29 protein-coding genes and 2 pseudogenes are annotated in these 24,917 nt (G+C 67.1%); 16 read left to right on the top strand and 15 right to left on the bottom strand.

Annotated features, from left to right (window positions below):
* Nucleotides 1-157 precede the first annotated feature (157 nt).
* The 5 genes and pseudogenes from ACFTZB_RS10880 (at nt 158) to ACFTZB_RS10860 (ending at nt 2,270) form a co-directional block, all read left to right on the top strand.
* On the top strand, nt 158-406 hold the full coding sequence (locus ACFTZB_RS10880; protein ID WP_378431542.1) for a DUF6480 family protein: 249 nt from the start codon (nt 158-160) through the stop codon (nt 404-406).
* A gap of 215 nt (nt 407-621) precedes the next feature.
* Nucleotides 622-862 (top strand): annotated as a pseudogene (locus ACFTZB_RS10875) (CsbD family protein).
* 117 nt (nt 863-979) lie between these two features.
* Nucleotides 980-1,207, top strand: coding sequence for a hypothetical protein (locus ACFTZB_RS10870; protein WP_378431541.1), 228 nt, complete (start codon nt 980-982; stop codon nt 1,205-1,207).
* A 266-nt stretch (nt 1,208-1,473) separates the two neighbouring features.
* Entirely contained in the window at nt 1,474-1,638 is a 165-nt protein-coding gene (locus ACFTZB_RS10865; RefSeq protein WP_378431540.1) for a Rieske 2Fe-2S domain-containing protein, read from the top strand.
* 68 nt (nt 1,639-1,706) lie between these two features.
* Complete coding sequence (locus ACFTZB_RS10860) at nt 1,707-2,270, top strand: type 1 glutamine amidotransferase domain-containing protein (RefSeq protein ID WP_378431539.1); 564 nt, start codon at nt 1,707-1,709, stop codon at nt 2,268-2,270.
* 183 nt (nt 2,271-2,453) lie between these two features.
* Here ACFTZB_RS10860 and ACFTZB_RS10855 read toward each other — a convergent pair whose 3' ends face one another.
* The 3 genes and pseudogenes from ACFTZB_RS10855 to ACFTZB_RS10845 form a co-directional block, all read right to left on the bottom strand.
* Entirely contained in the window at nt 2,454-3,779 is a 1,326-nt protein-coding gene (locus ACFTZB_RS10855; protein ID WP_378431538.1) for a M1 family metallopeptidase, read from the bottom strand.
* Nucleotides 3,764-3,946, bottom strand: coding sequence for a hypothetical protein (locus ACFTZB_RS10850; RefSeq protein ID WP_378431537.1), 183 nt, complete (start codon nt 3,944-3,946; stop codon nt 3,764-3,766). Before ACFTZB_RS10850 ends, ACFTZB_RS10855 begins: the two co-directional genes overlap by 16 nt.
* A 246-nt stretch (nt 3,947-4,192) precedes the next feature.
* Nucleotides 4,193-4,410: pseudogene (locus ACFTZB_RS10845) on the bottom strand (histone-like nucleoid-structuring protein Lsr2); the annotation flags it as partial.
* Between the two features lie 147 nt (nt 4,411-4,557).
* Between ACFTZB_RS10845 and ACFTZB_RS10840 the strand changes: the two are divergent.
* Both ACFTZB_RS10840 and ACFTZB_RS10835 read left to right on the top strand, forming a co-directional pair.
* Complete coding sequence (locus ACFTZB_RS10840; protein WP_378431536.1) at nt 4,558-4,809, top strand: hypothetical protein; 252 nt, start codon at nt 4,558-4,560, stop codon at nt 4,807-4,809.
* Between the two features lie 339 nt (nt 4,810-5,148).
* Nucleotides 5,149-5,382 (top strand): hypothetical protein, encoded by a 234-nt coding sequence (locus ACFTZB_RS10835; RefSeq protein WP_378431535.1) that lies wholly within the window; start codon nt 5,149-5,151, stop codon nt 5,380-5,382.
* A gap of 131 nt (nt 5,383-5,513) precedes the next feature.
* Here the strand turns inward: ACFTZB_RS10835 and ACFTZB_RS10830 are convergent, their stop codons facing one another.
* A complete protein-coding gene (locus ACFTZB_RS10830; RefSeq protein ID WP_378431534.1) occupies nt 5,514-6,563 on the bottom strand; it encodes a Ppx/GppA phosphatase family protein in 1,050 nt (349 codons plus the stop codon).
* 209 nt (nt 6,564-6,772) lie between these two features.
* Here ACFTZB_RS10830 and ACFTZB_RS10825 point away from each other — a divergent pair, with 209 nt between their 5' ends.
* Nucleotides 6,773-7,201 carry a hypothetical protein gene (locus ACFTZB_RS10825; protein WP_378431533.1) on the top strand — a complete coding sequence of 143 codons (429 nt, stop codon included), beginning with the start codon at nt 6,773-6,775 and terminating at the stop codon, nt 7,199-7,201.
* A gap of 475 nt (nt 7,202-7,676) precedes the next feature.
* Here the strand turns inward: ACFTZB_RS10825 and ACFTZB_RS10820 are convergent, their stop codons facing one another.
* Together ACFTZB_RS10820 and ACFTZB_RS10815 are read right to left on the bottom strand one after the other, a co-directional pair.
* Nucleotides 7,677-7,865, bottom strand: coding sequence for a hypothetical protein (locus ACFTZB_RS10820; protein ID WP_378431532.1), 189 nt, complete (start codon nt 7,863-7,865; stop codon nt 7,677-7,679).
* Between the two features lie 21 nt (nt 7,866-7,886).
* Complete coding sequence (locus ACFTZB_RS10815; protein ID WP_378431531.1) at nt 7,887-8,213, bottom strand: ANTAR domain-containing protein; 327 nt, start codon at nt 8,211-8,213, stop codon at nt 7,887-7,889.
* Between the two features lie 560 nt (nt 8,214-8,773).
* Between ACFTZB_RS10815 and ACFTZB_RS10810 the strand changes: the two genes are divergently transcribed.
* From ACFTZB_RS10810 to ACFTZB_RS10800, 3 genes are all read left to right on the top strand, one after another.
* Nucleotides 8,774-9,238, top strand: coding sequence for a DUF4383 domain-containing protein (locus ACFTZB_RS10810; RefSeq protein ID WP_378431530.1), 465 nt, complete (start codon nt 8,774-8,776; stop codon nt 9,236-9,238).
* A 566-nt stretch (nt 9,239-9,804) separates the two neighbouring features.
* Nucleotides 9,805-10,044: a hypothetical protein gene (locus ACFTZB_RS10805; RefSeq protein ID WP_378431568.1), complete on the top strand. Its 240-nt coding sequence runs from the start codon at nt 9,805-9,807 to the stop codon at nt 10,042-10,044.
* Nucleotides 10,045-10,064: 20 nt separating this feature from the next.
* Entirely contained in the window at nt 10,065-10,424 is a 360-nt protein-coding gene (locus tag ACFTZB_RS10800) for a hypothetical protein (RefSeq protein ID WP_378431529.1), read from the top strand.
* Nucleotides 10,425-10,565: 141 nt separating this feature from the next.
* Here ACFTZB_RS10800 and ACFTZB_RS10795 read toward each other — a convergent pair whose 3' ends face one another.
* The 3 genes from ACFTZB_RS10795 to ACFTZB_RS10785 are packed head-to-tail and all read right to left on the bottom strand — an operon-like array spanning nt 10,566 to nt 12,182.
* Nucleotides 10,566-11,285 carry a metallophosphoesterase gene (locus ACFTZB_RS10795; RefSeq protein ID WP_378431567.1) on the bottom strand — a complete coding sequence of 240 codons (720 nt, stop codon included), beginning with the start codon at nt 11,283-11,285 and terminating at the stop codon, nt 10,566-10,568.
* On the bottom strand, nt 11,282-11,545 hold the full coding sequence (locus tag ACFTZB_RS10790; RefSeq protein ID WP_378431528.1) for a BON domain-containing protein: 264 nt from the start codon (nt 11,543-11,545) through the stop codon (nt 11,282-11,284). The genes ACFTZB_RS10795 and ACFTZB_RS10790 overlap by 4 nt, the downstream gene beginning before the upstream one ends.
* A 16-nt stretch (nt 11,546-11,561) precedes the next feature.
* Nucleotides 11,562-12,182, bottom strand: a complete 621-nt coding sequence (locus ACFTZB_RS10785) for a nucleotidyltransferase (RefSeq protein WP_378431527.1) — start codon at nt 12,180-12,182, stop codon at nt 11,562-11,564.
* 200 nt (nt 12,183-12,382) lie between these two features.
* Between ACFTZB_RS10785 and ACFTZB_RS10780 the strand changes: the two genes are divergently transcribed.
* Nucleotides 12,383-14,734, top strand: a complete 2,352-nt coding sequence (locus ACFTZB_RS10780) for an ATP-dependent DNA ligase (protein ID WP_378431526.1) — start codon at nt 12,383-12,385, stop codon at nt 14,732-14,734.
* 324 nt (nt 14,735-15,058) lie between these two features.
* On the opposite strand, the gene ACFTZB_RS10775 is transcribed toward ACFTZB_RS10780, so the two are convergent.
* Nucleotides 15,059-15,736, bottom strand: a complete 678-nt coding sequence (locus ACFTZB_RS10775) for an endonuclease (protein ID WP_378431525.1) — start codon at nt 15,734-15,736, stop codon at nt 15,059-15,061.
* Between the two features lie 626 nt (nt 15,737-16,362).
* Between ACFTZB_RS10775 and ACFTZB_RS10770 the strand changes: the two genes are divergently transcribed.
* Nucleotides 16,363-16,566 carry a three-helix bundle dimerization domain-containing protein gene (locus ACFTZB_RS10770; RefSeq protein ID WP_378431524.1) on the top strand — a complete coding sequence of 68 codons (204 nt, stop codon included), beginning with the start codon at nt 16,363-16,365 and terminating at the stop codon, nt 16,564-16,566.
* 414 nt (nt 16,567-16,980) lie between these two features.
* On the opposite strand, the gene ACFTZB_RS10765 is transcribed toward ACFTZB_RS10770, so the two are convergent.
* Nucleotides 16,981-17,259 carry a hypothetical protein gene (locus ACFTZB_RS10765; RefSeq protein WP_378431522.1) on the bottom strand — a complete coding sequence of 93 codons (279 nt, stop codon included), beginning with the start codon at nt 17,257-17,259 and terminating at the stop codon, nt 16,981-16,983.
* A gap of 889 nt (nt 17,260-18,148) precedes the next feature.
* On the opposite strand from ACFTZB_RS10765, the gene ACFTZB_RS10760 reads away from it, so the two are divergent.
* Nucleotides 18,149-18,361, top strand: a complete 213-nt coding sequence (locus ACFTZB_RS10760; RefSeq protein WP_378431521.1) for a hypothetical protein — start codon at nt 18,149-18,151, stop codon at nt 18,359-18,361.
* Between the two features lie 406 nt (nt 18,362-18,767).
* Here ACFTZB_RS10760 and ACFTZB_RS10755 read toward each other — a convergent pair whose 3' ends face one another.
* Nucleotides 18,768-20,231 carry an aminotransferase class I/II-fold pyridoxal phosphate-dependent enzyme gene (locus ACFTZB_RS10755; RefSeq protein WP_378431519.1) on the bottom strand — a complete coding sequence of 488 codons (1,464 nt, stop codon included), beginning with the start codon at nt 20,229-20,231 and terminating at the stop codon, nt 18,768-18,770.
* Between the two features lie 205 nt (nt 20,232-20,436).
* Between ACFTZB_RS10755 and ACFTZB_RS10750 the strand changes: the two genes are divergently transcribed.
* Complete coding sequence (locus tag ACFTZB_RS10750) at nt 20,437-21,546, top strand: glutamate--cysteine ligase (protein WP_378431517.1); 1,110 nt, start codon at nt 20,437-20,439, stop codon at nt 21,544-21,546.
* A gap of 73 nt (nt 21,547-21,619) precedes the next feature.
* Nucleotides 21,620-22,666 carry a C45 family autoproteolytic acyltransferase/hydolase gene (locus tag ACFTZB_RS10745; protein WP_378431515.1) on the top strand — a complete coding sequence of 349 codons (1,047 nt, stop codon included), beginning with the start codon at nt 21,620-21,622 and terminating at the stop codon, nt 22,664-22,666.
* A 93-nt stretch (nt 22,667-22,759) separates the two neighbouring features.
* On the opposite strand, the gene ACFTZB_RS10740 is transcribed toward ACFTZB_RS10745, so the two are convergent.
* The 3 genes from ACFTZB_RS10740 to ACFTZB_RS10730 all read right to left on the bottom strand — a co-directional run.
* The gene (locus ACFTZB_RS10740; protein ID WP_378431513.1) at nt 22,760-23,443 is read right to left on the bottom strand and encodes an ANTAR domain-containing protein; all 684 of its coding nucleotides are present in this window, start codon (nt 23,441-23,443) and stop codon (nt 22,760-22,762) included.
* Nucleotides 23,444-24,070: 627 nt separating this feature from the next.
* The gene (locus tag ACFTZB_RS10735; RefSeq protein ID WP_378431512.1) at nt 24,071-24,559 is read right to left on the bottom strand and encodes a hypothetical protein; all 489 of its coding nucleotides are present in this window, start codon (nt 24,557-24,559) and stop codon (nt 24,071-24,073) included.
* A gap of 193 nt (nt 24,560-24,752) precedes the next feature.
* The coding region (locus ACFTZB_RS10730; RefSeq protein ID WP_378431566.1) for a YetF domain-containing protein at nt 24,753-24,917 on the bottom strand (165 nt) is incomplete at its 5' end.

Here is a 24,917-nt window from a genome sequence, read left to right as displayed (position 1 = left end):
CGACATCTTCACCGATGCAGAACTGTTTGTGGAGCATTCGTCCCCGCCGGGGGCGACAAGGGTGCCGCTGTGTGGGTGGCGCGGATCGGGGTACCCGCGTGTCATAGCCGCCCCGCTCGGACGCGGGGGCAGTCCTACTCCGCGGAGGGCCGTTGTCATGACCGTTCAGCCTCCGGACCCTGATCCGGCGAACACCCCTGATCTCGAGGCGGGCGGCGGTGTCCGCCCCGGTTCGACCCCTCCGGATTCCGCTCAGACGTCGGGGCTGTCCGAGCACGAACCGCGCACCAGTTGGTCATTTCCACCGACAGGTGTGGCGACGATGGTGGTCATCGGTGTGATCGTCGTGGTCTTCGTGGCGATCGCGGTCCTGCTGGTGCTCGACATCGTGGGAGTGTTCGACTGATTCCTCGATACCCGTCGATCGTCCTAATCGGCATGGGGTGAGCTCCCGTCGACAAGTCTGGCGATCCATACCGGTAGGCGTACCCGCGAGGACGTCCGCCTAGATTGCGGTCGTTCGGGCCGTCGTTTGAGGCGCCATCTCCAGGGGTAGGCGAAGGAGATACGTGTACCACGGTGCACGCGACGATCCGCATTGCCGACAAGGAGGATGAACGAATGGTTGACGACAAATCGGGACCGGCCCGAGGGCGTCAAGGGCGTGGTCGAAGACGTGAAAGGCAAAGCCAAGGAGGCGGCGGGCGCCGTCACCGGCCAAGACGACCTGACTCGCGAGGGGCAGGCGCAGCAAGACAAGGCCCAGGCCCAACGGGAGGCAGCGGAGAAGGAATCGGCGGCCGAGAAAGCACGCGGTGAGGCCGAAGTCCACGAGCAACGCGAACGCGCCGAGCAGGACTAATAGAGTTCACCCGTGAAGACCGTCCCGCCCTGCCCTGTAGCGTCAATCATTTTTTCTGACAATAGGTTTGGTGCGTGGCGTCGACATTGTTGTTAACTCTCGCGGAAGGACTGGATGATGGCCGAAACCAAGAAGGAATTCGTCGCACGGCGCCTCGACGAAGTGATCCACGAATGGGAGGCGGACGCCCCGGCCGGCGGGCCCGGATCCGAGGAATCGGAGGGGCCGCTGGTGACAGCGCAGCGTCATCGGGCCGAAATCGACACCGCGACCGACGCCCGCATCAACGAGATCGCCGACGCGTATCCTCAGATCGCGCAGGCATGGTCGCGGCGCGGAGCCTAGAGGCCCAGTAACCGCGCCAGCGGTGGCCGTAGCACCTCACCGCAGACCGCGGTCGACGATCCTGCTGGCCTGGACGGCTGTCACTTTCCCGGCGCCACACCCACCCACCGCTGGTCGGCGCAGGACTACTCCCTCACTAACCGGGCTCCCCTACGTCGGCCCACTGATTCCCGGCAGCGACGGTATTCTCGTCCCGACCGGGGACTCTCCAACGGCGTTGCTGCCGCTCTCGTCCTCGCCGGATGCATTCTGGGTGGCCACATGCGGTGGGCCGCACCGAGCGCGTCTGCGCCGTCTGCCCGCACCTCGGTGGTGTGCTCCGCTGGAACGATGCGGAGGATTCGTGGGACTGCCCGCTGCACGGGTCCCGATTCACCGCCGCCGGAACACTTCTCGAGGGTCCCGCGACCACCGATCTCCGACGACTCTGATTCCCACCCGATTGGCCTCCGGTCACCCGGGTACCCGTCTGTGTGCCCACGAGAGGAAGGAAGTTCTCATGACATCGGCACAGACACTGCGCGGCCGCACGGTCGCGATCCTGGCCACCGACGGCGTCGAGGAGGTTGAACTCCTCGAACCCCGGAAAGCCGTGGAGGGCGCCGGCGCGGAGGTCCGGCTGATCTCTTTGTCCCCCGGCAAGATCCAGGCCATGAACTCGGACGTGAACGAGGCCGGCACCTACGCCGTCGACGCTGTCGTCGGTGAGGTGTCCGTCGCCGACTTCGACGCACTGATCCTGCCCGGCGGCACCACGAATCCCGACCACCTGCGGATGGACGAGTCGGCCGTCGGCTTTGTCCGCGACTTCGTCACCTCGGGCAAACCCGTGGGGGTGATCTGCCACGGCCCCTGGACACTCGTCGAGGCGGACGTCGTGCGTGGTCGCACCCTCACCTCGTATCCCAGCGTGCGCACCGACATCCGCAACGCCGGCGGCAACGTGGTCGACGAGGAAGTGGTGGTCGACAACGGGCTGGTGTCGAGCCGCAACCCCGGCGACCTGCCTGCGTTCTGCGCGAAGATCGTCGAGGAATTCGCCGAGGGCCGCCACCCGCAGTGACGTCGCCTGGGACGGCAATCCGGCCTCCGAGACCGTCACCACCACGCGTGTCCACGCCGTCGGGGACGTAGCGTTGCAGACGGTTACATCGGGTGAAGGCCGAAACCGGCTTCGCAACGGGCCATTCGACGGTGAAACCGACCGCCGACGGAGTCCCCCCGGGCGCAGCCGGGCCGACGCCGATCAGAGCGGGGGCAGTTCCTTCTCGTTCAGCCAGGTCTCCCACAGCCGGCGCAAGGGCGTGTCGGTGTAGTGGGCCGCCAGATCCGTGAACTGCTCGGCGGTCACCGAGGAATGCCGATAGGTTTCCGTCCAGCACCGAAGCAGCGTGAAGAAGTTGTCGTCACCGAGCCGGGACCGCAGCACGTGCAGCGTGAGGGCACCGCGTGTGTAGATGCGATCGTCGAACATCAGGTGTGGTCCGGGATCGCCGACAATGAGGTCACGCGGTTTGCGGGCGAGGCCGTGGTACGCCGAGACCGCCAGCTGGTGCGCGGACTGCCCGCCGGAGTTCTCCGACCAGAGCCACTCCGCATAGCAGGCGAAGCCCTCGTGAAGCCAGATGTCGCGCCACTGCCGGATCGTGAGACTGTTGCCGAACCACTGATGGGCCAGTTCGTGCGCGACGAGGCGTTCGCCCGCACGCCGTCCGGTGCAATGATTGGCCCCGAAAATGGAGAGCCCTTGCGCCTCGATCGGAATCTCGAGGTCGTCGTCGGTGACGACGACGGTGTAGTCGGCGAACGGGTACGGGCCGAAGAGCGCGCCGAACACCTCCATCATCTGCAGCTGGCGGCCGAAGTCGAGGTCGAGGGACGAACGCAGCCGCGGCGGGTGCACCGCGAACATGGGGACCCGTCCGGAAGGGATCTGTCGGTGCTCGTACGGCCCGATCGCGATGGTGGCGAGGTAGCTCGCCATCGGCTCGGACTGCTCGTACACCCACGTGGTCCTGCCGGCGCGGGTCCGCTTGTGGACCAGCGCGCCGTTGGCCACCACGCGATACGGCGAATCGGTAGTAATCGCGATGCGGTAGCTCGCCTTCGAACCCGGGTGGTCGTCGCAGGGGAACCACGACGGGGCACCGTTGGGCTGACCAGCGACGATCACCCCCTCCGACAGCTCCTCCCATCCGACCTCGCCCCAGATGCTGCGGATCGGCTCGGGTGAGCCGGCGTACACGACGGTGACGACGAGTACGCCGCCCGCCGGGATCCGCTGCGCGGGTGTGACGACGAGCTTGCCGCCGTGATGCCGCCAGCTGCCCCGACCGCCCCGAGCGGTCACCTTCGTTACGTGCAGGTTCTGTGCCAGATCGAATCGATACCGAGATCTGCTCTCGGTGGTCACCGCGGTGATCGTCGCCTTGCCCGTCAGCCGATTGCTGTGCACCCGGTACGTCAGGTCCAGCTCGTATCGCGACGCCCGGTAGCCGCGGTTGCCGTTCCGCGGAAGGTAGGGGTCGACGGGCGCGTCGACGTGTTTACCGAACCTCACGTCGCCGCCCACGCAGCGATCGGACTGCCTTGCCACCACGTCGACGCGGGGACGGAGTCGCCGCGCATGACGAGCGCCGGCCCGACCATCGCGCCGGCACCGACTCCCGAGGCCGGCAACCCGACACAGTGCGGGCCGATAGCGGCGCCCGCCCCCACAGTCAAGGTGTCGATGGACATGATCCGATCATGAACCACCCATGCCGTCGTCGACACCGTTGCCGCGCCGTCGGGTCATCCGCGGCTCGGCGAACCTGATCCACCACATTCGCGGCGGTGCAGCACGGAATCGCGTCGATCGAGGTCACGCCCCGGACCAGCGCCCGGCCCGAACCCGTCGCTGCCACATCCACCCGACCCGTGACGATCCCCCGATCAGGTACCCTGCCCAGCGCCCGGCCCGAACCCGCCGCCGCCACCTGGCCCTGGGGTTACCTGCCGGTCCGAGCGGCGTTTACGGCCCCGACCGGGGTGGCGTGCGCGATGTAGTACTCGAACGTCTCGCGGAGCTCTGTCGCGTGTTCGTCCTTCAGGTCGATGACGTACCCGACGCCGTCGACGGCGTAGCTGATGCTCTCGCCGTCCTCACCGAACACGGTGCCGTCGATGTCGTCGACCAGCTCCTCCCCGACCTTGCGCGCCACAGATTCACTCCATCTCCAGTACGGACCTGACGACAGTACTGGAGGTATCGGGTAGCCCCGGCGAGCTCAGCGGCCGCACGCGGGATCCGCCGAACCACCGGCGGGTCGATTCGGCCACTGATGTGAGCACCGGCCTAGCATCGTGCAATGACGACGATGAGGTCGCTACCGCTGAGCGCGCTGAGACTCGGCTACCGCATCGCGCGCCTCCCCCTGCGGCTGACGGAGGACGTCACCGCGTCCGAACACATCGCAGTGTTCGCCTATCGGTGCGATCGTGTCGCCGCCCGGATCCTGCGGGACGAGAGTCTGTTGTTCGTCGCCCCCGAGCACTCGGCGGTGGTCCGGCTGCACGACTACCGTGACCGACTGCGTGGTCGCAGCAATCCCACGCAATAGACGAATACCGACCTCACCGCGGGTGGGAATCCGAGTTGGGGGTGCCGAACCGCCCTGTGTGGGGTGGTGCGCGGCGGAACTCGCCGTATTCTGCGCGCAGGCCAGGCGCTGCTCGGCCGACGACCACCGCCACCGCTCACCAGTTGGTGCCGGCCTGTCGAACATGATCGGCGACGACGGCTACGGCGCGGCCCGCGAATGTATGGCGACAGACGGTGCGACGGCGCGCCCTGCTGGTCATTGGCAGCTCGGCCGCCCACCTCAAGCGCCAGGGACGCTCGGCGGTGACGGCGCGGATGCAAACCCGGCCCCTCACCAACGCCGCGACAATTCCGCGCAGTGGTCGTACCTCGATGCTGGATCGGCACCGAGCATCTCGCGGTCGCCGACCCCTACCGCACCCGCCCCGATGTGTGCGCCGAGGATGGTGGGATGTGCATCTACCACACCGAACCGCACTACTGGATTCCCCTCCCCCCATCCACCGCGTTCCTGACGATCACCACCGAATGGGCTCAGATCGGACTTGAACCCGTCACCGCAACACTGAACCTGACCGAACACCGCAACTGACCACCCCACACCTGACGGATGACTCGGTGTTCGACCCGAACCCGGACCGACAGTCGCGGCACCAAAAAGGGGCCGGGCGCCCAGGGCAGGGGAGGTGGACGCCGAGGGGTCCCCGACCGTGTGCAGCCAGGTCACTTTCCGCGCGTGGAGGAACGGGAGGAGGCGGACGTGGTCAGGGCGGTGACGGTCGCCCCGCCCTCCGGTGCACGCGGCGTCACCGGCTGCAACGGGTGCAGGGGCAGTTCGTCCCGCGGATCGGTCACCGTCGACAGATAATGCAACATCACCCCTTCTCGTAGCGCCCACGGGCTCACCTGCACCGCGTCGACATGCAGGGCGCCCAGGGTTTCGTCGGCCACGATCGCGCCGGCGAGGATCTGCTCCGCGCGCGACGGCGAGACACCCCGCAACCCGGCGCGGCGTTCCGCCGGCAGCTTCGCCAGCCGCGGCACCCACGAGTGAATTTTCTTCCGGGACAACGTTCTTCTCACGAACGGACCTTTGCGTTGCGAGGGTGCGCCCGTGAGCCGGGCCAGTTGTTTGAACGTCTTCGACGTCGCCACCACCAGCTGCGGTTCGCCCTCCCACCGCAGCCGATCCGCGGTCTCCCGCAGGGTGTCGCGCACATACCGGCGCAGCGCTTTGACCTGCTTGCGTGGTGGTGGGTCGGCGTCGAAGAATCCTCGGGTCAGCCGGCCCGCGCCCAGCGGCAACGACACCGCCAGTTCCGGTACCGCGTCGCGGCCGAGCGCGATCTCCATCGACCCCCCACCGATGTCGATGTCGAGCAGCCGGCCCGAACGCCACCCGTACCAGCGGTGCACGGCCAGATACGTCAACCGCGCCTCCTGCAACCCGGTCAGGAACTGTGGCCGCAGTCCGCACTCGGCGGCGATGCGGTCGAGGATGTCGTCCCGGTTCGCCGCATCCCGGATGGCGGCGGTGACGAACAGGTAGACCTGGTCGACCTCGTATCGGTGCGCGGCCGCCAACGTCTGCGTCACGGCCTGGCTGATCCGGTCGATCCCGTCCTCGTCGAGGCGCTGGTCCACCCCGATCGACTCGCCCAATCGGGTGGCGGCCTTGACCGCGTGCAGCGGCAACGGCGGCGCACCCGCAGTCGCCTCCACGATCTGCAGCTGCGCCGAGTTCGAACCGATGTCGAGGACCCCGAGCCGCACATGACCCGACTACCCCACGCCGGGGTCGGACAATCACCCACCGCCGCTCTCACAGGTGCGGTGGAGCCGCGCCGCCACCGCAGTGACGCCGACCGAAACGGTCATCCGGCTTTGCCGTTACCACCACGGGTGTCCACGCCGCGGGAGTCGCAAGCGATCCGTGGACAACTCGATCAGGGTGTGCGGGGGGGCGGGTAGCGTGCTGACCAATGCCACCGACCTATGCCGCTCATATCGTGACCCGCGACGCTGTTGCGCTCGGCGGTGCCGAGATCCTCGTGATGACGTCGACGGACAACAACACCGGCGGCGACCTCATTGCCAGCTATCCTTCGGCCGCACAGGTGTCCCCCGAGGACGTCCTGTCCGCCAACGGGTGGCGAGTTGCCGACGGTGCCACCTCCGAGGTCGAGGGAGGATACCGGATCGTGGCTGTCGAGGCCGTGAACTGGGAGCAGATCATCGAGCACGTGAGGTTCGCCCGGGCACAGGCGCAGTTCGAGGCGACCCGCCGGGATCGTGCCTGGCGAGACGCTCTGCAAGGTGCGATGCTCGCCGGTGGTTCAGCCACCCGACTCTCGGTGGCGGCAGGGGTCAGCCGAGAGCGCGCCTACCAGATTCGTGATGGACGCCGCTGAATTTGGCCCGAGGTGCCGGATGACCGATCCGGCGATCACGACGCGTCCACTCCCCTGTCCGCACCTCCCGGACGACACGGCGCGGAATATCCCCACCGGTCGATGTCCTCGCCCAATCGAGAGGGAACGCACAGGACCGGAGCGGAGGCAGATCGACGGATCAGGTTGTGCGGCGGGTGGTGTGGGTGGCCGCGCACATTGGGCACCACGTCACCTCACCGACAATCCACCCGTTGGTGCGTGCAAAGTCGACCGCCTCGGCTTGTCCGGCGGCGGCCGCGTCGAAGGTGTGCCCGCACAGATCGCACCGCAGCGTCCATCCACGCCCGGTTTCGGATCGCACCAATGCATGAACGGTCATGTCATCGCTGCGATTTCGGCACTGTTCCGCCGGCATGCCCCTTCCACGCGGCCGCGGTGGCGCAGGAAAACGGCGTGGACGGGTTGCTCGCTTCGTTGATTCTCACGCAGACCATCACTGTGCGTCGGTGCCGGGGACGGACTCGGTGGTGGGCGGGGCGGGGTGGTCGTGCACCACGTGTTCCCACCAGGACTCGAGTGGGCTGGGTTCGGGCCACACGATCGGATCGGTGACCGGCGACACGCTCTCGACTGGACCGGTGCGGTCTTCGGTGGTGTCCGTCGGCGGGTCGGTCTCACGCATGCTCGTAGGCATCGTGGTGCGTCAGCTCGCGTGCGCGTGGCGGCGTGGGGGGAGTTGGGTGATCAGCTGTTCCCATTCGTCGAACCGGACGGCGTCGGACTGACGGCGGGGTGCGGGTCCGGCGGCGAGGTCGACCAAACTCCGCGCAGCACCGATCACGGTCAGGTGATGACGGCGGGAGACGTCGAGGAGTTCGTCGAACGCCTGGGCGTCGCTGCAGCCGCGGGCGGCGATCAGGATTCCCTTCGCGGTGGCGAGGAGTTCGCGGCCGTCCGGGCGCCGGCGGGGAATCAGGCGCGTCGGCGCGGGAACCGGGGTGAGCGGTGTTTCGGTGAGTTCCTCGATCATGTGCGGTGTTCCTTTGCTCTCGTGCATCGACCGGGATCCGCCGGTGTGCCGACCGAATCCCTGGGACAAGCGATGTGAGTCAGGTCACTCGATGCCTGACCAGTTCTAGCACACGCCCACACAAGCCCTCGACCCCAACATTTCCGATCCTCACACAAACTCCCAGGTAGAAGCGAGCATCCGAGCGGTGGCGCGGGCAGCGGTGGTGCGGTGGAACAGAACCGGTGAAACACTTTTGTGACCTGAACCACACATGAATGTGACATTGAGACACGGATATCGACGCGACCATCAGTTCCTGGGGAACGGGGAGGACACCACATGCTGTTGCCGATAGCGCCGAGCGACTCACTGTTTCTACTCGGCAAGTCCCGCGAGCAGCACGTCGGCGGCCTGGCGGCCCCACCCGGGGGATCGTCCGCGGCCGACGTACGAGCGCCGCTCGACGGCGCTGGTCGGCAATCAGGGGCGCGTCGTTCGAACAGCTGTTTGCCGGTGGGGTGCCGGGGTACCACTGGGGAACAGACATTCGAATCCTTACCGTCGAGAAAGGCACTCCCATGACTCGACCGGCCGCGTCACCGACGACGCGCTCACCCCTGCAACTCACCGCTCTGATCGTCGGGGCGGTGTTCCTCCTGGTCGGCATCCTCGGCTTCATCCCGGGAGTCACCACCGACTACGACATGCTCACCTTCGCCGGCCACCACTCCCAGGCCATGCTGCTGGGGGTGTTCGCGGTATCGATCCTGCACAACATCGTGCACCTGTTGTTCGGTGTGGCCGGTATCGCGATGTCCCGGCACGCCGACACCGCGAAACTGTTCCTCATCGGTGGGGGGATCATCTACCTCGTCCTGTGGATATACGGCCTGCTCATCGATCAGGCCAGTGATGTGAACTTCGTGCCCGTCAACACCGCGGACAACTGGCTGCACTTCGTGCTCGGTGTCGCGATGGTTGCGCTCGGGTTCCTGCTCTCCCGCACCACCGCGGCGACCGCGCCCCGAGCCGGGACACGCTAGATCCGGCGCCCGCGGACGATCGGCCGGCCGACGACGCAGGATGCCCCAGGCCGACCGATGAGCGGCTCAGGGACGGCGGACCACCTTCACTCCGCGACACAGGGCGGCTCCACGATCTGTAGGACCCGCGCAGCCGCACCCAGCTGCCGGGCAGGGCGAACTGGGCTGGTCCAGCGATTTACCCCACGGACGCCTGTTTACGTGGGTCGTCCGACTCCTTCACACGGCGGCACAAGTGTGACGGTTGCCGTTCTCCGTGAAGGGTATTTCGACTCGACATGGGCAGCTCGCGTGGACTGAAAGGTGACGTGCTACCCGCGCAGCCACCCACCAGGCACGGGCAGCCCATCAGGCAGATCGCCGACCGCGATGCCGGGGGCACCAGTACGCGGATCGTTTGCCCCTTCCGATTCACGGGTATCCGCTCGACCAGGCGAGGCCCTCATCCGCCCTCTACGTCGGAGATGTGCGGGACCCATTTTGCGGATCATGGGTGAGCGCAACCTGGGCGGGTGACCGACCAGGGCACCGGTTCTCGCCACCACCGAGGAAGGGACTGGTGCGCGATGGCGACCTGTGAAACCTGCGGCAACGAGTACGACAAAACCTTCACCGTCACCCGCGACGACCGCACCGCCGTGTTCGACAGCTTCGAATGCGCCGCCCAGGCCATGGCCCCACAATGCGGTCACTGCGGGTGCCGCATCCTCGGGCACGGGGTCGAGGCCCAGGGCCAGATATTCTGTTGTGCCCACTGTGCCCGCGAATCCGGCCACCCCGATCTCGCCGACCGCAGCGCGGGCTGACCGGAACGAGACAGACTGCCGTGACTAGGGACGTCGAGAAACGCTGGTACGACCCCACGACCTTCCGGCGGGCCGGGTGGTACGCGGGCGCGGTGATCGGCGCGGCACTGGCGATCATGGTGATCACCCTCGTCGCGACTGGAACCGACCGCCAGGACTGTGCGGACATGCAACCGGTGGCCTGCACCGATTCGGGTCACTACATCCTGGTATTCGTCCCCACCGGCATCCTGCTGCTCGGCGGCCTCGGCGCCTTCGTCATTGCCTACCGAACCTGGCGTAGCGGGGGCAGCTGGCCGATCTGGCACGGCGCCGGATGGATCCTACTGACCTTCATGCTCATCTACCTCGGCATGTCCGTGCGGGTTCTCGCTCCTTAGGACCCACAATCGACGACCGCAGCAGCGGTGATCGCGGACCACCGCGGCGCAGGATGCGCCCAGCAACGCAGCCGAGCGGGCTGACACCGCCGCTATTGACACCGGCGACGAGGCGGCGGATTGACCCTTGACGCGGGGTGATCAGTCCGTCGAACCCAGCCCGTACACCGCATAAGCTGCCCGGATGACCGGTTGCGCGACGTTGCGGACGCGGACCCCGCCCGGCGTCGTGCCTCGCTCGCATCCGGCATGCGCGTGCCCGTGCAGGGCGAGATCGAGCCGGAATTCGTCGATCGGCTCCCCGAGGAGATACGACCCGAGAAAGGGGTAGATCTCCGGCGGTTCACCGTGCAGGGTGTCGCTGATCGGTGAATAGTGCAGCAACGCCACCCGCACATCGGCCTGCAGCGAGGCCACCGCGGTGCGGAACCGGTCGGCGACCTCGACGGTATGTCCGGCGAAGTCCTTCATCTGCGGCTCGCCGAACACGCTCGCGCACTTGCCGGCGAACCCGCCGCCGAAGCCCTTGATGCCCGCGACACCGAGGACCTGGCCATCGATGTCGACGGTGACCGAGTCACCCTCGAGGACAGCCATACCCCGCGATCGGAGTACATCGGTGACCTCGGCGACGGCATTGCCGTGATAGTCGTGGTTGCCGAGCACCGCGATCACCGGGATCCCGAGGTCGGCGAATTCGTCAGCCACCACCCCCGCCTCGTCGGCGCCGCCGTGCCGGGTGAGATCGCCCGCCAGCAGCAGCACGTCCGCATGCGCCGGCACATTCTCCAACCCGGGGCGCAGGGTCCCACGCGAATCCACACCCAGGTGAACATCGCCGACCGCGGCCACCCGGATCACCGCAGGTCCTCCCACTCGGACTGTGGTTCCGCGGTGCTGACGACGTGGATGTCGTTGCACACGACCGCATCCGGGACCAGTTCGGTGACCACCGATGCGAGGTCCATCTTGCGTCGCAGGCTGGTGACCTCCCCGCTCAAGTACACCGTGTCGCCACGAATCGTCACGCGCACACCCAGTTCCGAGGTGCGTGGGTCCTCGGCGAAGGCACGCCGGATGTGCGCCACCAGGTATTGCGGCAGTTGTTGTTGCTCGGACATCACACCCCGGTCCTTTCTACTCGGGTCGTCGCGGGGAGGCGATCGCCAGATCGTCGAGAAGGCCGAGGAACGCCCGCGCGTACGGCGAGGCCTCGGTCTTGTCGCCGACCTGGGGCCAGTCGACCTGCTCACGCAGATCGCGGGCGATCTGGAGCATCGGGACGAAGTCGCAGCGGTGCGCGTCGAGGACGTTGAGCTTGTCGATCATCAGGTCGGTGGCGCTGACCACCGGCGCGAACGCGGAACCGACCCGCATCGGCGTGGCGCGGTCGAGAAATTCGTCGGTGATCTCGCGGCCCGAGGCGGCGAAGATGAGGTCGACGAGGATCTCGCCGTCGTAGACCTTGCTCAGCCAGTCCTCGGGAGGGTCCACCGCCCGCATCCCGGCCGCCTGCAACACCTGTGATGCCTGCTCCACGTCCCGCCTGCGGAGGAAGATGTCGACGTCGTGCTCCGATGGTGGTCCGCCCCGGGCATACACGGCGCAGCCGCCGGCCACGGCGAACCGGAGGCCGGCGTCGTCGAGGGTGTTCACCACCCGGGTGAGGGTCGGCAGCAGATCGTCCATCCGCAGTGGGGCGTCGCTGACGGGGAACAGCTCGGGTGGCGGCGGCCGATGCTGGGTTGGTCTGGTCATCGATACGAAATACCCGGTCCGGGGCGTGCCGAACCTGGACCGGGCACCGCGGGTTGCCGTCCGCCCCGCCGGGTATTCGGCTGCCGTGGGCAACGAGTCGGGAACAACCGATCCGCCATAACCGCTGCCGCGCGAACGAACGCAGAACACCTGGTCGGCGGATGCCGAACACGATGGAGCTGGGAGGACGCACCCCTACGATGCCGACGACAACGATCGAGGGACACCGACTGAACCTGACACACCTGAACAAGGTGCTGTATCCGGACACCGGAACGAGCAAGGGCGAGGTGATCGAGTACCTGAAAGAGATCGCGCCGGCCATGGTGCCGCATCTGACGCATCGGCCCGTGACGCGGAAACGGTGGCCGGACGGGGTGGATTCGGACTTCTTCTTCGAACGGCAGGCCCCGGCATCGATGCCCAAGTGGGTGCCCCGCCATACGGTTCGGCACAAGGATCGCGCCGTCGAGTATCCGCTGATCGACTCTGCGGCCGGGCTGGTCCTGATGGGGCAACTCGCCGCACTGGAACTGCACGTACCGCAATGGACCGTCATCGACGGAAAAGCGGGGCCGATCACCCGGCTGGTGTTCGCTCTCGATCCCGGCGACGGCGTCGGACTCGACGACTGCGCCCGTGTCGCATGGGCCGTGAAGGACCAACTCGCGTCGGCCGGATTACCGTCGTATCCGGTCACCAGCGGCAGCAAAGGCATTCACGTGTACGCCGAGCTGACGACCGACCTCGACAGTGACCCAGCCCAGTTCGCCCGGAAGGTCGCCAAGCGGCTGGCGAAGGACTGGCCGGAGTTGGTGACGGCGACCATGGCCAAGACCGAACGCACCGGCAAGGTGTTCGTCGACTGGAGTCAGAACAACCCGGCCAAGACCACGGTGGCACCGTACTCACTGCGCGGCCGCGCCGAGCCGACGGTCGCGGCGCCTAGGCAGTGGTCCGAACTCGAGAGCGACGGACTGCGCCACCTGCGATTCGACGAGGTGCTGAAGAGGTTCCGCGACGAGGGTGACCTGCTGTCGGACTCGCTGGACTCCCTGCGCACCTACCGATCCAAACGGCGTCCCGGCAAGACTCCCGAACCGATCCCCGACCCCGACACGTCGACGCCCGACGAATCGATGCCCGACGAAGAACTGAGCTTCGTCGTCCAGGAACATCACGCCACCACCCTGCACTGGGACTTCAGGCTCGAGCGCGACGGTGTTCTCGTGTCCTGGGCGGTACCGAAGGGTGTCCCCATCAGATCGGGACCCAATCGTCTCGCCGTGCAGACCGAGGACCATCCGCTCGATTACCGCACGTTCTCCGGGACCATCCCCGAAGACCAGTACGGCGGTGGCCGGGTGGAGATCTTCGATTCCGGAACCTACCTTCCCATCAAGTGGGAGTCCGAGAAGGTGGTGTTCGAGCTGCGCGGCGAGCGGATTCGCGGGCAGTACGCACTCATTCACACCAAGGCCGACCAGTGGTTACTGCACAAGATCAAGAAAGGTAATGAGCGGCCGGTTCCGTCGACGGGCCAGGGCACCGGGTCGGAGACAGTCTCGGAGCAGACCGCCATGCCGGACGATCTGAAGCCGATGCTCGCCACCCTCGGCTCGACCGAGGACCTTTCGTCCATGCCCGGCGGCGAGTGGTCCTTCGAAGGCAAGTGGGATGGGGTACGCGCCGTCGCCGAAGTGCGCGAGGGCACGCTCCGGCTCCGCAGTCGTTCCGGCCGGGACCTGACACCCACCTACCCCGACCTGGCGTGGATCGGGCCGGCGCTCGGACACCACGTCACTGTCCTGGACGGCGAGATCGTCACCCGCGGCCCAGGCGACGTCACCAGCTTCGCGGCGCTGCAGAACCGCATCGGTCTGCGGCGCACCGCCGACATCGAACGCGCAGCGAAGAAGTATCCCGCCGAGTTGTTCCTGTTCGACATCGTGTTTCTCGACGGAACGTCGTTGCTGAACAAGACATACGTAGATCGGCGGCGGGTACTGGAGGAGCTGGCCGCAGCGTGCGAGGACCTCACCGTGCCCACCCTCCTGGACGGCGACGCCGCCGAGGCGTTGGACGAGAGCCGGCGCCGCGGGTGGGAGGGGATCGTCGCCAAACGACTCGACTCCCCCTACCTGCCCGGTCAACGCGGACGCGCCTGGATCAAGGTCAAGAACCAGCGCACCCAGGAAGTGATCATCGGCGGCTACCGCCCCGGGAAAGGCTCCCGCGCCGGCACCTTCGGCTCCCTGCTCCTGGGAGTCCCCGACGACGATGGCGGGTTGCGTTACATCGGCCGGGTCGGCACCGGATTCACCGAAGCAATGCTCGAGACCCTGCGCGGGAAGCTGCAGCGCTCGTCCCGCAAGACCAGCCCCTTCTCCGGCGACCTGAAACCCGCCGAACGCAAGGACGCAGCGTGGGTGAGCCCGCGCCTTGTCGGCGAAATCAGCTTCACTGAGTGGACCACGGCGGGACTGGTCAGACACCCCGCCTGGCGGGGCCTGCGACCGGACAAGTCAGCCGACGAGGTCCGGATCGAATAGATCACCCCCAGGGTCGGCACGACAACTCCTCCCTCCCGGGAGAAGCCCGTCACGAACCCCGAGGGTCGCACTGTGTCCCTCCCGTGCGTCAGTCGAACACACCCGCAACGTCGAGTACCAGCATGATCGCAATGGCCAGATCGACGACGGCGCTCACGGCCACCGCCACACGAACACCTTCACCACGCCATCCCCGCCCGCACGTCCGGCGTCGCCGCTACCGGCGGGTCGAGCAGCACGAGAAATCAAGAACCACATCGAAACGATGTTCTGAGGAGGACGCGCGAGTCAATTGCCTGCCGAGCAGAGTACCGCTGGCGCTCATCAGTTCTCGCTACGCACTTCGTCGCGAAGATCCGAGTCCAAGGAGACCCGCACCAGCGCGGCCGCCAGTTCGGCAACCCGCCCCTGCGGGACGAGATCGGACAATGCGTCGGGATCGTCCGGTAGACCCAGCTCACGGGCTGATTCGCGCGCACGCTTATCGAAATACGGGCGTACCCACGGCCACACATCCTGCACTTCTCGGAGAAAGATGTCGGCACCCACCGGACCGACCCCGTCGAACTCGGTGAGTAATCGGACTGCACCGGAGGTGTCCTGATCGCACGCGCGGGCCAACCGACGCAGGTCGCCGCCGTACACGTCGTCGACACGGACCGCTGCGGCGTGCAGTCGGGTAGCGGTGCTCTCGTCGTAGCGAACATAATTTCCTCTGCCGAGCGCGGAAATAATGGTGCGCCGGTCCGCAGCACGCATCGCACGGGGGCTGCGCAGGTGGGCTCGGAACAATTCCCTGGCCGCGCCCACCGCGATCTCGGAGGAGATCCGCGCGCTCAGCAACAGTGACAACGTGAGCAGCTGAAAAAGCGGCGTCGGGGTGTCTTTCAAGGTCATATGCGATGCAGACGCGTACGTCGGACCAGCCTTGTCGAGCAGGACGCGTGCGGTCGCGGCTGCACCTGTTTCCGGTCGCCCACGACTGGGCTGCTTCGTGGTCACGTCGCCTCCGACCAGTTGTGCGCGATCTTCTCCACTCCGTCGACGGCGTCGCGAACCGTGTTGCACCTACCGATCATCGCACCGAGCCCGCCGACCCGAGGGGACGAATCCACTCGATTACCTGGCAACACCCATGTAATAGGCTGCCGCCTAGCAGATTTTACGAACTCAACACTGCGCATTCCAGTTCCTGCCGTCAGAAGTTCTCATCGATGCAGGCCGGGTGATCCCGGTCGTGGAAACCGCTGGTGAAATCGAACCCGAGCGCGGTGACCACCACGTCGCGAGAACGACAACTCTGCGTCCACCCCTCCAGTGTGGTCGGCCACGGAGCAGGAATCCACCCCTTGTCGGGGTTGTCATGGGCGCATTCAGCTTCGAGCGATCACCATGAGACAGCCGCACCCGTGCCACCTGCTGGGGTGTTGAGGTTCACCCCTGTTGCGGGTCAATCGGTGCCGGAAGATGTTCGGCCGCATCCTTATCGGTAGCTCACCCACGGCGGCGTGAACACCGTGGCGGTGCTGTTTGGGGTGCCGGGGAGCCGCGCTCTCCCATCCGCCAGGGTCTGACTGGTTACCTCACCGCATTGACGACGGAAGGGGTCGGCGAGCAGGATTTTTTCTATGAACCCCACCGAAGAAGCCCGCCAGATCTCGCAGGTTCTGGCACGGTTGAGCACGCGGTTCTCGGACGTGTCGCCGCAGGCGGTCGAGACCGCCGTGGAGGATGCGGTCGCACAGTATGCGGGATCCCCGATTCGGGATCTCGTGCCCTTGCTCGTCGAACGCACGGCGGCCATGCAACTCGCAGCGCCGATGAAGACATGACCTCTCGACACCGCCCGTAGCCGACCGGCGTGGTGCAGTCCGAGACAAGCTCCGACGTGTGCCTTCGGCTACCGGTCGAGAACACACGAATCGTGCGGGCGACCCATCGGTGGCGTCGAGGACCTTCATCGCGGCGTCGACGCCGCGCGCGGGTAACCGATGACGGGCGGGTCGAGACTCTCCCCGGGCGCCACCGCAGAAATACCTGGGGTAGGGGGTGAGTTCGGCGGCGATCCGTCCCGCCGCGCGGCTGGCGTCGACGACCTCGGCCGGGCCGACGAACACCTCCCGCGAGAACAGCACCAACTCGAGCTGCAGCTGTTCGGAACTTGGCGACGAGATCGGTGGTGGATCGACGAGGCCGCCGTCGCAGCCAGGTGCTCGACGGCGGTGACCAGCACGTCGGTGGTGACGTCAGCGCGGATTGTCGGGAGCATATCTGATGGCCGGCACCTCGCGGGCCCGGCGCCGCCGAGACGCCCGCGCGGCGAGGATGCCGCCGATCAGCAACACCATGGTGACAGCCGCGGCGATCACCGCCCACCCCGCGAACCCACCGCCGAGCGCCGTGATGAACAGTGCCGCCCCGATGAGGGCCGCCATCAGCAACACGACGGCGATCCAGTTCTCCGCTACCCGGGCCCAGTGACCGTCTCGAATAGGTTTTCCTGCCGCACCGTGGTTTTCAGTCATCACCTTCTGCCTTTCTGTCGGAAACCGAGGTGTGCGTGGGGTTCACGTGTCGACGATCATCGGTAGGCCTCAGCCTGGACCGGGATACCCACAGTTGTTGCTTCGGTAGTGAGGCTCATGTCCGCACGGGTACCCGAGGCCCCCGACGCCCACACCGACGTCGGGGGTCAGCCCTGATATTGCCGCGTCAGCCGACACGCGCGGCGACCATCACCTCGATTCCTATGCTCACCGCACCGGCTGCCGATCTCGGCGTACTGCGATTACCACCGTGTGTGCGGGGTTGGCGCCCACCATGACTACGGACGGATCGAAGGTCCGTGGTAGTCGGAGCCACCGGCAACGTGGGGACCAGTCTCGTCGATGCGATCAGCGCCGAACCATCGGTCGATACGGTCGTCGGTGTCGCTTGACGGGCGATGTCGTGGCGTTGCCCGCGGACCACGATAGTCGCGACCGACGACCTCCACGAGGTGATCCGGGGGCGCCGACGTTCTCGTGCATCTGGCGTGGCTGTTCCAGCCCACCCACCGGCCGGAGGCGACTTGGCGCAACAAGGTCCTCGGCGCGATCCGGGTCTTCGAGACGTCGCCGACGAGGCTGTCCCCGCGCTGGTCTACGCATACGCGGTCGCCGCCTACTCGCCGGGACCATCAGCGCACCCGGTGGACGAGCATTGGCCGACGCACGGATGGTGCGGTGCCGCCTACCCGCGCGAGAAGACATATCCGGAGCGGTGACTCGACGCCTAAGAAGTTCACGATCCCCACCTCTGCATCGTCCGGTTGCGTCCGGGCTTCATCTTCAAGCGGGAATCGGCGACCGCGCGGCGCCGACTGTTTCTCGGCCCGCTGCTGCCGCGCCGACTCATGCGGCCCGGCCTCCTCCCGTGGTTCCGGCGCTCACGGATCTGCGACTGCAGGTGCTGCATACCGAGGATGCGGTCTCCGCCTACGTGGCCGCGATCCGCGGTGCCGTGCACCGCCCGATCAACCTGGCCGCCGACCCCCAGCACTCACCGCAGGACGCTCTCGCCAAATTTCTCACCGGCCTACGCGACGGGCCGGTCCACCCCACCGCTGCTCCGCGACACCCTCCGTAGCCGGTCCGCGAATTCGCCGCCGGCCTCGGACAACGCGCCGGATCCGCCCCGGATGTGCCCGGTACGCAGATCGCCACACCGAGAACCGGTGACGGCACGATTCCCACCGGCACCGCGTGTCCGACGCCCCACGGCCCGGGGACCCTGTACCCCGCACCGCCCACCAACCTCGCCCGGGTTGTTGTGCTCCCCTGCGCTACCCCACCGGACCGAGACCTCGCCGGATCCGAGGACGGGTTGGTCGGCGCTGGAAAACCAATACCGCACCGAACAGCTACGCCGATCGGGATGCCGAGTCCGCGCGGAGCCGCAGCAACCGCGTCGCCGTGAACAAGGCAGATGGGTGATTTCGTGGGGGCACGGCCCGCGCGGAGAAGGGCGGCCCGAGTATGGTCGGCAGCACTGGTCAGACAGCGACCACGCGGATGCGTCGGAGGGTTCCGTCGGCGGCATCGGGGATGTCCATCCCGGCGTCCACCCCGCTGCGCAGATAGTCGATGACCGGCTGGTCGAGCCGCTCGCCGGGCACAACGGCGGGAAGGCCCGGCGGGTACGGGGTGAGTGGTTCGGCCGCGATCCGCCCGGCGGCCTTGTCCGCGTCGACCATCTCCGCGGGCCCGAAGAACGCATCCCGCGGCGACATCACCGACTCGAGCTGCAACTCATCGGGCCTCGGCAACGAAATCGGCGGCGGTGGATCGAACGAAGCCGCTGCCTGCGCCAGGTCGTCGAGCGCGGTGACCAACCGGTCGGTGGTGGTGTCGTCGTCGGCCATCGACAGGGTCGCCGCGATGCGGCGGTGATCGTGCATGCCGACGTCGAGGTGGCAGTGCTCCCGCATCCAGTCGGTGCACTGGAACCCGGACACACCGAGGTCGCTGACATCGATGAGGATCTGCAAGCGGTCGAGATCGTGCGAGGCCTGCTCCCCGAGGAGCCGGTCTTCGAGCACGGTCAGCCCGTCGATGCCTGCAATCCGTTCCCGGGTGCGGCCGGCGCGTGCGAGAGCGCTGCCGAGCAGTTCCCCGCCGTGCTCGACCATCTGCCGCCGCCACCCATCGATGGCCGCATACAACATCACGTTCGGGCTGGTGGTCGTCAACAGGTCCGCACACTGCGACAAGTGCGTGCCGTCGACCAGGTCACCCTGCAGGTGGTAGACCGATCCTTGCTCGAAACCGGCACCCATCTTGTGGATGCTGACGACGCAAATGTCGGCGCCGGCGTCCATCGCCCAGGTCGGCAGGTCGTCGTGGAAGGGCAGATGCGCACCCCAGGCCTCGTCGACGATGAGGGGTTTATCTCGCTGGTGGCACACCTGCGCGATGGCGGCGATGTCGGCGCAGGTGCCGTACGGGCTCGGACTGACGATCAGTGCACCGGCCGCGTCGGGATGCTTCTCCCACATGGCCCGTACCTGGTCCGGGGACGGAGGATGAGAAAAGTGCATGTCCTCGTCCCAGCGGGGGGTGATCCATCGGGGCGTCACACCACTGAAGATCAGTCCGGCGACGATGGATTTGTGCGAGTCGCGGGAGACGAGTAGGCCGCCGGGATCATTGCCGGCGACGGCCATCATCGCCGCCTTCACCGACAGCGAGCTACCGCAGGTCGAGAAGAAGGCCCGTTCGGCCCGGACCGCATCGGCCATCAGGTGTTCGGCCTGGGACAGGTAGCCGTTCCTCGATTTCCGGTCGTCCAGGCCGCCGGAGGCGAGCACGTCCGCCCGGAACGGATCGGTCCCGAGAACGTTTTTTACCCGCTCGTCCGCGCCGCGGCCCTGACGATGCCCGGGCGGGGAGAATCCGTAGCGGTCGAGCTTGTGGTACTGCTCCAACGCATCCAACAACGGCGCCTGCGACTGGTCCATACCCGACGGTGTACCCGCACTCGTTTCGCCCTGAACCCTCGACGCCGGCGGCCCGTACACCGTTCTCCCAGCCTCGCTCGCCGTCGGCCGTACGACAAAGCAGAGCAGATCACCCGACCCCTGAGCCCGGGATGAGGCCGTGATCGGGTCAGCCGAGCACGCTGGCCGCCGGTTTCGTCGCGAGGGATCCGGGGATACCTTGTGAATGAGCGTTGCAGCAACGGAATCGGTTCCCGACCTCAGCGTGGGGGTCGAGGAGGAATTCTTCCTCGTCGACCCATCCGGGCACCTGTCCACTGCGGGATCCGACGTGGTCGCGGAGGCCGGCCACGACATTCACGGGCTCCAGCGCGAGCTCACCCGCTGCCAGATCGAGACGGCGACGGGCGTGTGCCACACCGGGGAGGAACTGCACGAGGAGTTGCGCAGCCTGCGACGCCGACTAGCGAAGGCGGCCGCGGGCCGCGACCTGTTGCTGCTGCCCAGCGGGACGTCCCTGAGCGCTGAGGGGCTGCCCCCGGTGATCACCCCGAGCCCGCGGTACGAGGAGATGGCCCGCCGCTTCGGGTCGATCGTGGACACGGTGACCACATGCGGCTGCCACGTGCACGTCGGGATCCCGAACCGGGATATCGGTGTGCAGGTGAGCAATCGGCTGCGCAGCTGGCTGCCGGTGCTGCTCGCTCTCGCCGCGAACTCGCCGTTCCACAGTGGGCACGACACCGGCTATCAGAGTTGGCGGCACATCATGTGGTCGCGGTGGCCGTCGGTGGGACCGCCGCCGCATTTCGATTCCGCGGACGAGTACGAGTCGATCGTCGGCGCCATGATCGGAACGGGTGCCGCCATGGACCGGGGAATGATCTACTGGCACGTCCGGCTCTCCGACAAGCAGCCGACCATCGAGGTCAGGATTGCGGACGTCGCCATGACCGCGGCGCACGCGGCGCTATACGCGGTAATGGTGAAGGGCCTGGTCGGGTGGGCGCTGCGGTCGATCAGGGACGGCGACACCGTGCCGTGGCTGCGTGCCGAGTTGCTGCGGGCGCAGTTGTGGCGTGCCGCGCGGGACGGACTCGACGGCGAATGCACCAGCCCGGCGACCGATCTTTCCCTGCCCATCCGCAGGCACCTGGAACTGCTGAACGAGTGCGTGGCCCCGGGACTCGGCGCGAGCGACCGGCAGTTTCTCGAGTCGGGGCTCGACACGGTAATGAGGGAGGGAACGGGTGCCGAGAAGCAACGCGCCGAATTCGCACGCGCGGGCACGCTGGCGGCGGTCGTCGACCTCCTGACGAACGGAGCGGTCAGCTGACCTGGGGTGGCGAGGTCGGCACGGTGATGGCGCTTTTGTCAGATGGCGGTCGAGAATATGGAGTGGAGGCCCGATGACGATCGTCGAGTGCGCCGGAACGGGCCGAGCGCGTGGGCGTGCCCACGGTGAGCAGGCCCGCGAGTTGATCCACACCACCCTGGCTCGGTGGCGCGACGGGACGAACGCCCACAGTCGTTCGCACCTGGCGGCGACGGGACTGCGCGCCGCGGTCGAGGCCGCCGTACCCGACTTGGCCGAGGAGATGCGCGGTATCGCCGATGCAGCGGGCGTCCCGTTCGCGGAGATCCTCGCGTACAACTTCATGGACGAACAGTGGTGGGTGCACCGGGAACATCTCGAACTCGGCTGCAGTGTCCTCGGACGAGCCGACACCGATGGTGTGTTCCTCGCCCAGAACATGGACCTGCCGGATTTCATGGACGGCTCCCAGATCGTTCTGCGCGTCCGCCCGGAGGCGGGGCCGGAAGCACTCGTGCTGACTTCGGCGGGAATGATCGGGTTGACCGGGATCAACGCAGCCGGGATCGCGGTATGCGTGAACGCGCTCGGCATGCTCCGCCACAACCCCGCCGGTCTGCCAGTGGCTGCCGCGATCCGCGGCGCGCTCACCCGCACCTCGCGCACGGAGGCAGTGGACTTTCTGCACCATATCTCGCACGCGAGCGGTCAACACTACGCGGTGGCGGATGCGCACGGCTTCCACGGTGTCGAATGTTCCTCTTCCGCAGTCATCGTCAGTTGCCTCCCCGGGTCACCGGTGTTGCTCCACACCAACCACCCGTTGGCGAACAACGATATCAACCCCGACGCCGAACAGGAATTACAGAGGCAGGGACGGATCGCCGATTCCCGAGTTCGCCTCGACTTCCTCGAAACAAGCGTGAGGTCCGTCCGTGACGGCGCCGCCGCCGAGCGCCTTCTCGGCGACCGCACCGCACCCCTGTGCGTCACACCCGGGCACCACCGCCGAACGCAAACATTCGGGGCAGTCGCCTTCGAGTTCGGTACCACCGCACCGACCGCGCGCTTCTGCCTCGGCCTACCGAACCACCGACCCTGGATCGAACCGGGATGGACAACGCCACATCAGAGGCACTGACGAACATCGATACCGGCCTCCTGCTGGGGCGCTCACCGGATAGCGATCCGTCCTCCCGCGTTCCGAACAGCTTGTCGCGCAATCTCCCCGAGACTATCTGCGTTCGATCACGTGTTGCGCGAGGACGCTGACCGGGGTGTTCGTCTCCTGGGACAGTCTGGTGAGCATGTCGAAGGCACGAATGGCATCAACATCGAACCGCTCCATGAGCATCCCCTTGGCCTGCCCGATGACATCGCGCGAGACCACCGCCGACCGCAGCTGCTCCTCTGTTCGTGCCGCCATCAGCGCCAGGGCCGCATGGGCTGCGAGGGACTCGACCGTCGCTTCCTCCTCCGGACCGAACGCGTGCGGTTCGAAGCCGAACAGATTGAGCGCCCCCATCTTCCCTTCGGACGTATACAGCTGCACGGAGATCGAACTGAGCAGACCGAGCCCGACCGCAGCCTGCGCAAACTGAGGCCACCGCGGCTCGGAGCGGAAATCATCGCTGCGCACCACAAGATTGCTGATCGCCGCCGCCACACACGGCCCCTCTCCGAGCCGCTCCTGGATGTGGTCGAGCTCGGGAAGCAGGTCCGACGTCGGCGCCACCGTCTCGAACCGCTTGCCACCGCCCGACACCAGCAAAATACCCGCGCACGCCTCACCCGGCATCAACTCGACCACGGTCGCAGTGACCGCTCGCAGGCGCTCGTCGAGACTCCGCGGGGCGGAGAGACTACGGGCGATATCAGCCATGCTCCGACCGATATTCTTGTCGCCGGAATCGCTCATCACCGCTCCTTACCTTTGTCAACTCCAGGGACCCACCCTATGCCCACCACCTCCGTCGCCGGCAACGAACTGCGCTTCACACACCGACGACCCCCTACGCCTACCTGCGCCGAGACACGTCCCCGCCGGGGCAGTCGCGGGAAGCACTCACGAATCCGAAACCCGATCGATCGACCCCGCCAGCACAGTCGAACATCCGTTCGCACGCGCTCACCGCGCCCGCGCGGACCGGCACGAACATCGAGCTGCGGAGCCACACATCGCTCTCGGCGTTCGACGTGACGGCGGTACAGTGGGCGCGCCGGCGGTCTGGGGTTCGCGGTCACCGTGCTCGTGCACTGCGTCGAGACCGCCACCGGCCTGCCGCGGCATCTCCCTGCCGCCGAACCGAACGAGTGGACGCGGGCGATCTTCGCTGACGTCGAATCCACACGGGGGTGATTCCTCGGCGCCGTTGACCCGGACACCGGCGAGCACCGGGACGGGCAGCTGACCTGCCTTCTACCTCGACACCGACCGGCAAGCGATCCAAGCACCCTCTACCGGATAGGCACCGGTGAGGGTGATCCCGAGCTTCGAATCGTCACCACCGTCCGGCCGAACCACTTCCGACACCAGATGCGTCATCTACGCGGCAGCAATGTCGGGCGGGTCGGGGAGGTCGACATCGAGAACGAAATCCAGCCAGATCAGGGCGTCCGCCAGGATTTCCGCGCGCAAGGCGATGTCGAATTGTTCGGCGGCAGTGAGCGACCGCTCCCCCGCCACCACATCCTCGGCAAGGAACGCCGATACCGTGCGCAGCACCCACCGCTCCGACTTCGGCAGAGCCTCACCGTCGACGTACCGACCATCGGCGAAGCGGACGTCAAGGATCAACGTCTCCTCCGGCCCCGCGGCACCCAGCCGCGCGATGATGACGCCGACGGTGGCGTCGACGACCCACGCGAGCACATCGCTGTATGCCGGCCGTCCGCCGCGCGGGTGCAGTTCGGTGCATACCCGGGAGATTTCGCGTGAGAACCGGGCGGCGTCCCGGTCACCGACGAGTTGCAATAGCCGACCACCGAGGGCCGTGACCGGCGAGCTGGTGGGGTTGCCTGCGTTCGATCCCATACCAGAGAGTGCCCAGCCCCGTGCCCCATCACGCAGACCGGCCGGTACGTACAGGCCTCGAACAGCGGGAGGCGCGTCTTCGTGGCGCCGCACCGAGTACCCACACGGTGAAGACGTCGACCGGATAGCGGTCCCGAGCCCGCGCCGGTCGCTTACATCTGCACACACCGGACCACACGGACCCGACCTCACTTCATGCGATGCCGGGTTGTTCCGGCGCTCCCTCGGTCGGGCCGCCGGCCCGGATGAAGAAGGACACGCGTCCGTTGGTCTCGAGCACCGCGAGCTCGATCTCGTCGAACCGCCGGATACCCTTCTGCCGGGCATCCGCCATCAGGTCGTCCAGCGACATCCGTTC

It is taken from the genome of Rhodococcus sp. NPDC057014 (assembly GCF_042673295.1).
Classification (GTDB): Bacteria; Actinomycetota; Actinomycetes; order Mycobacteriales; family Mycobacteriaceae; genus Rhodococcus_F.
The sequence above is the reverse complement of the archived record's forward strand: the minus strand, read 5'-3'. Positions and strand labels throughout refer to the sequence as shown.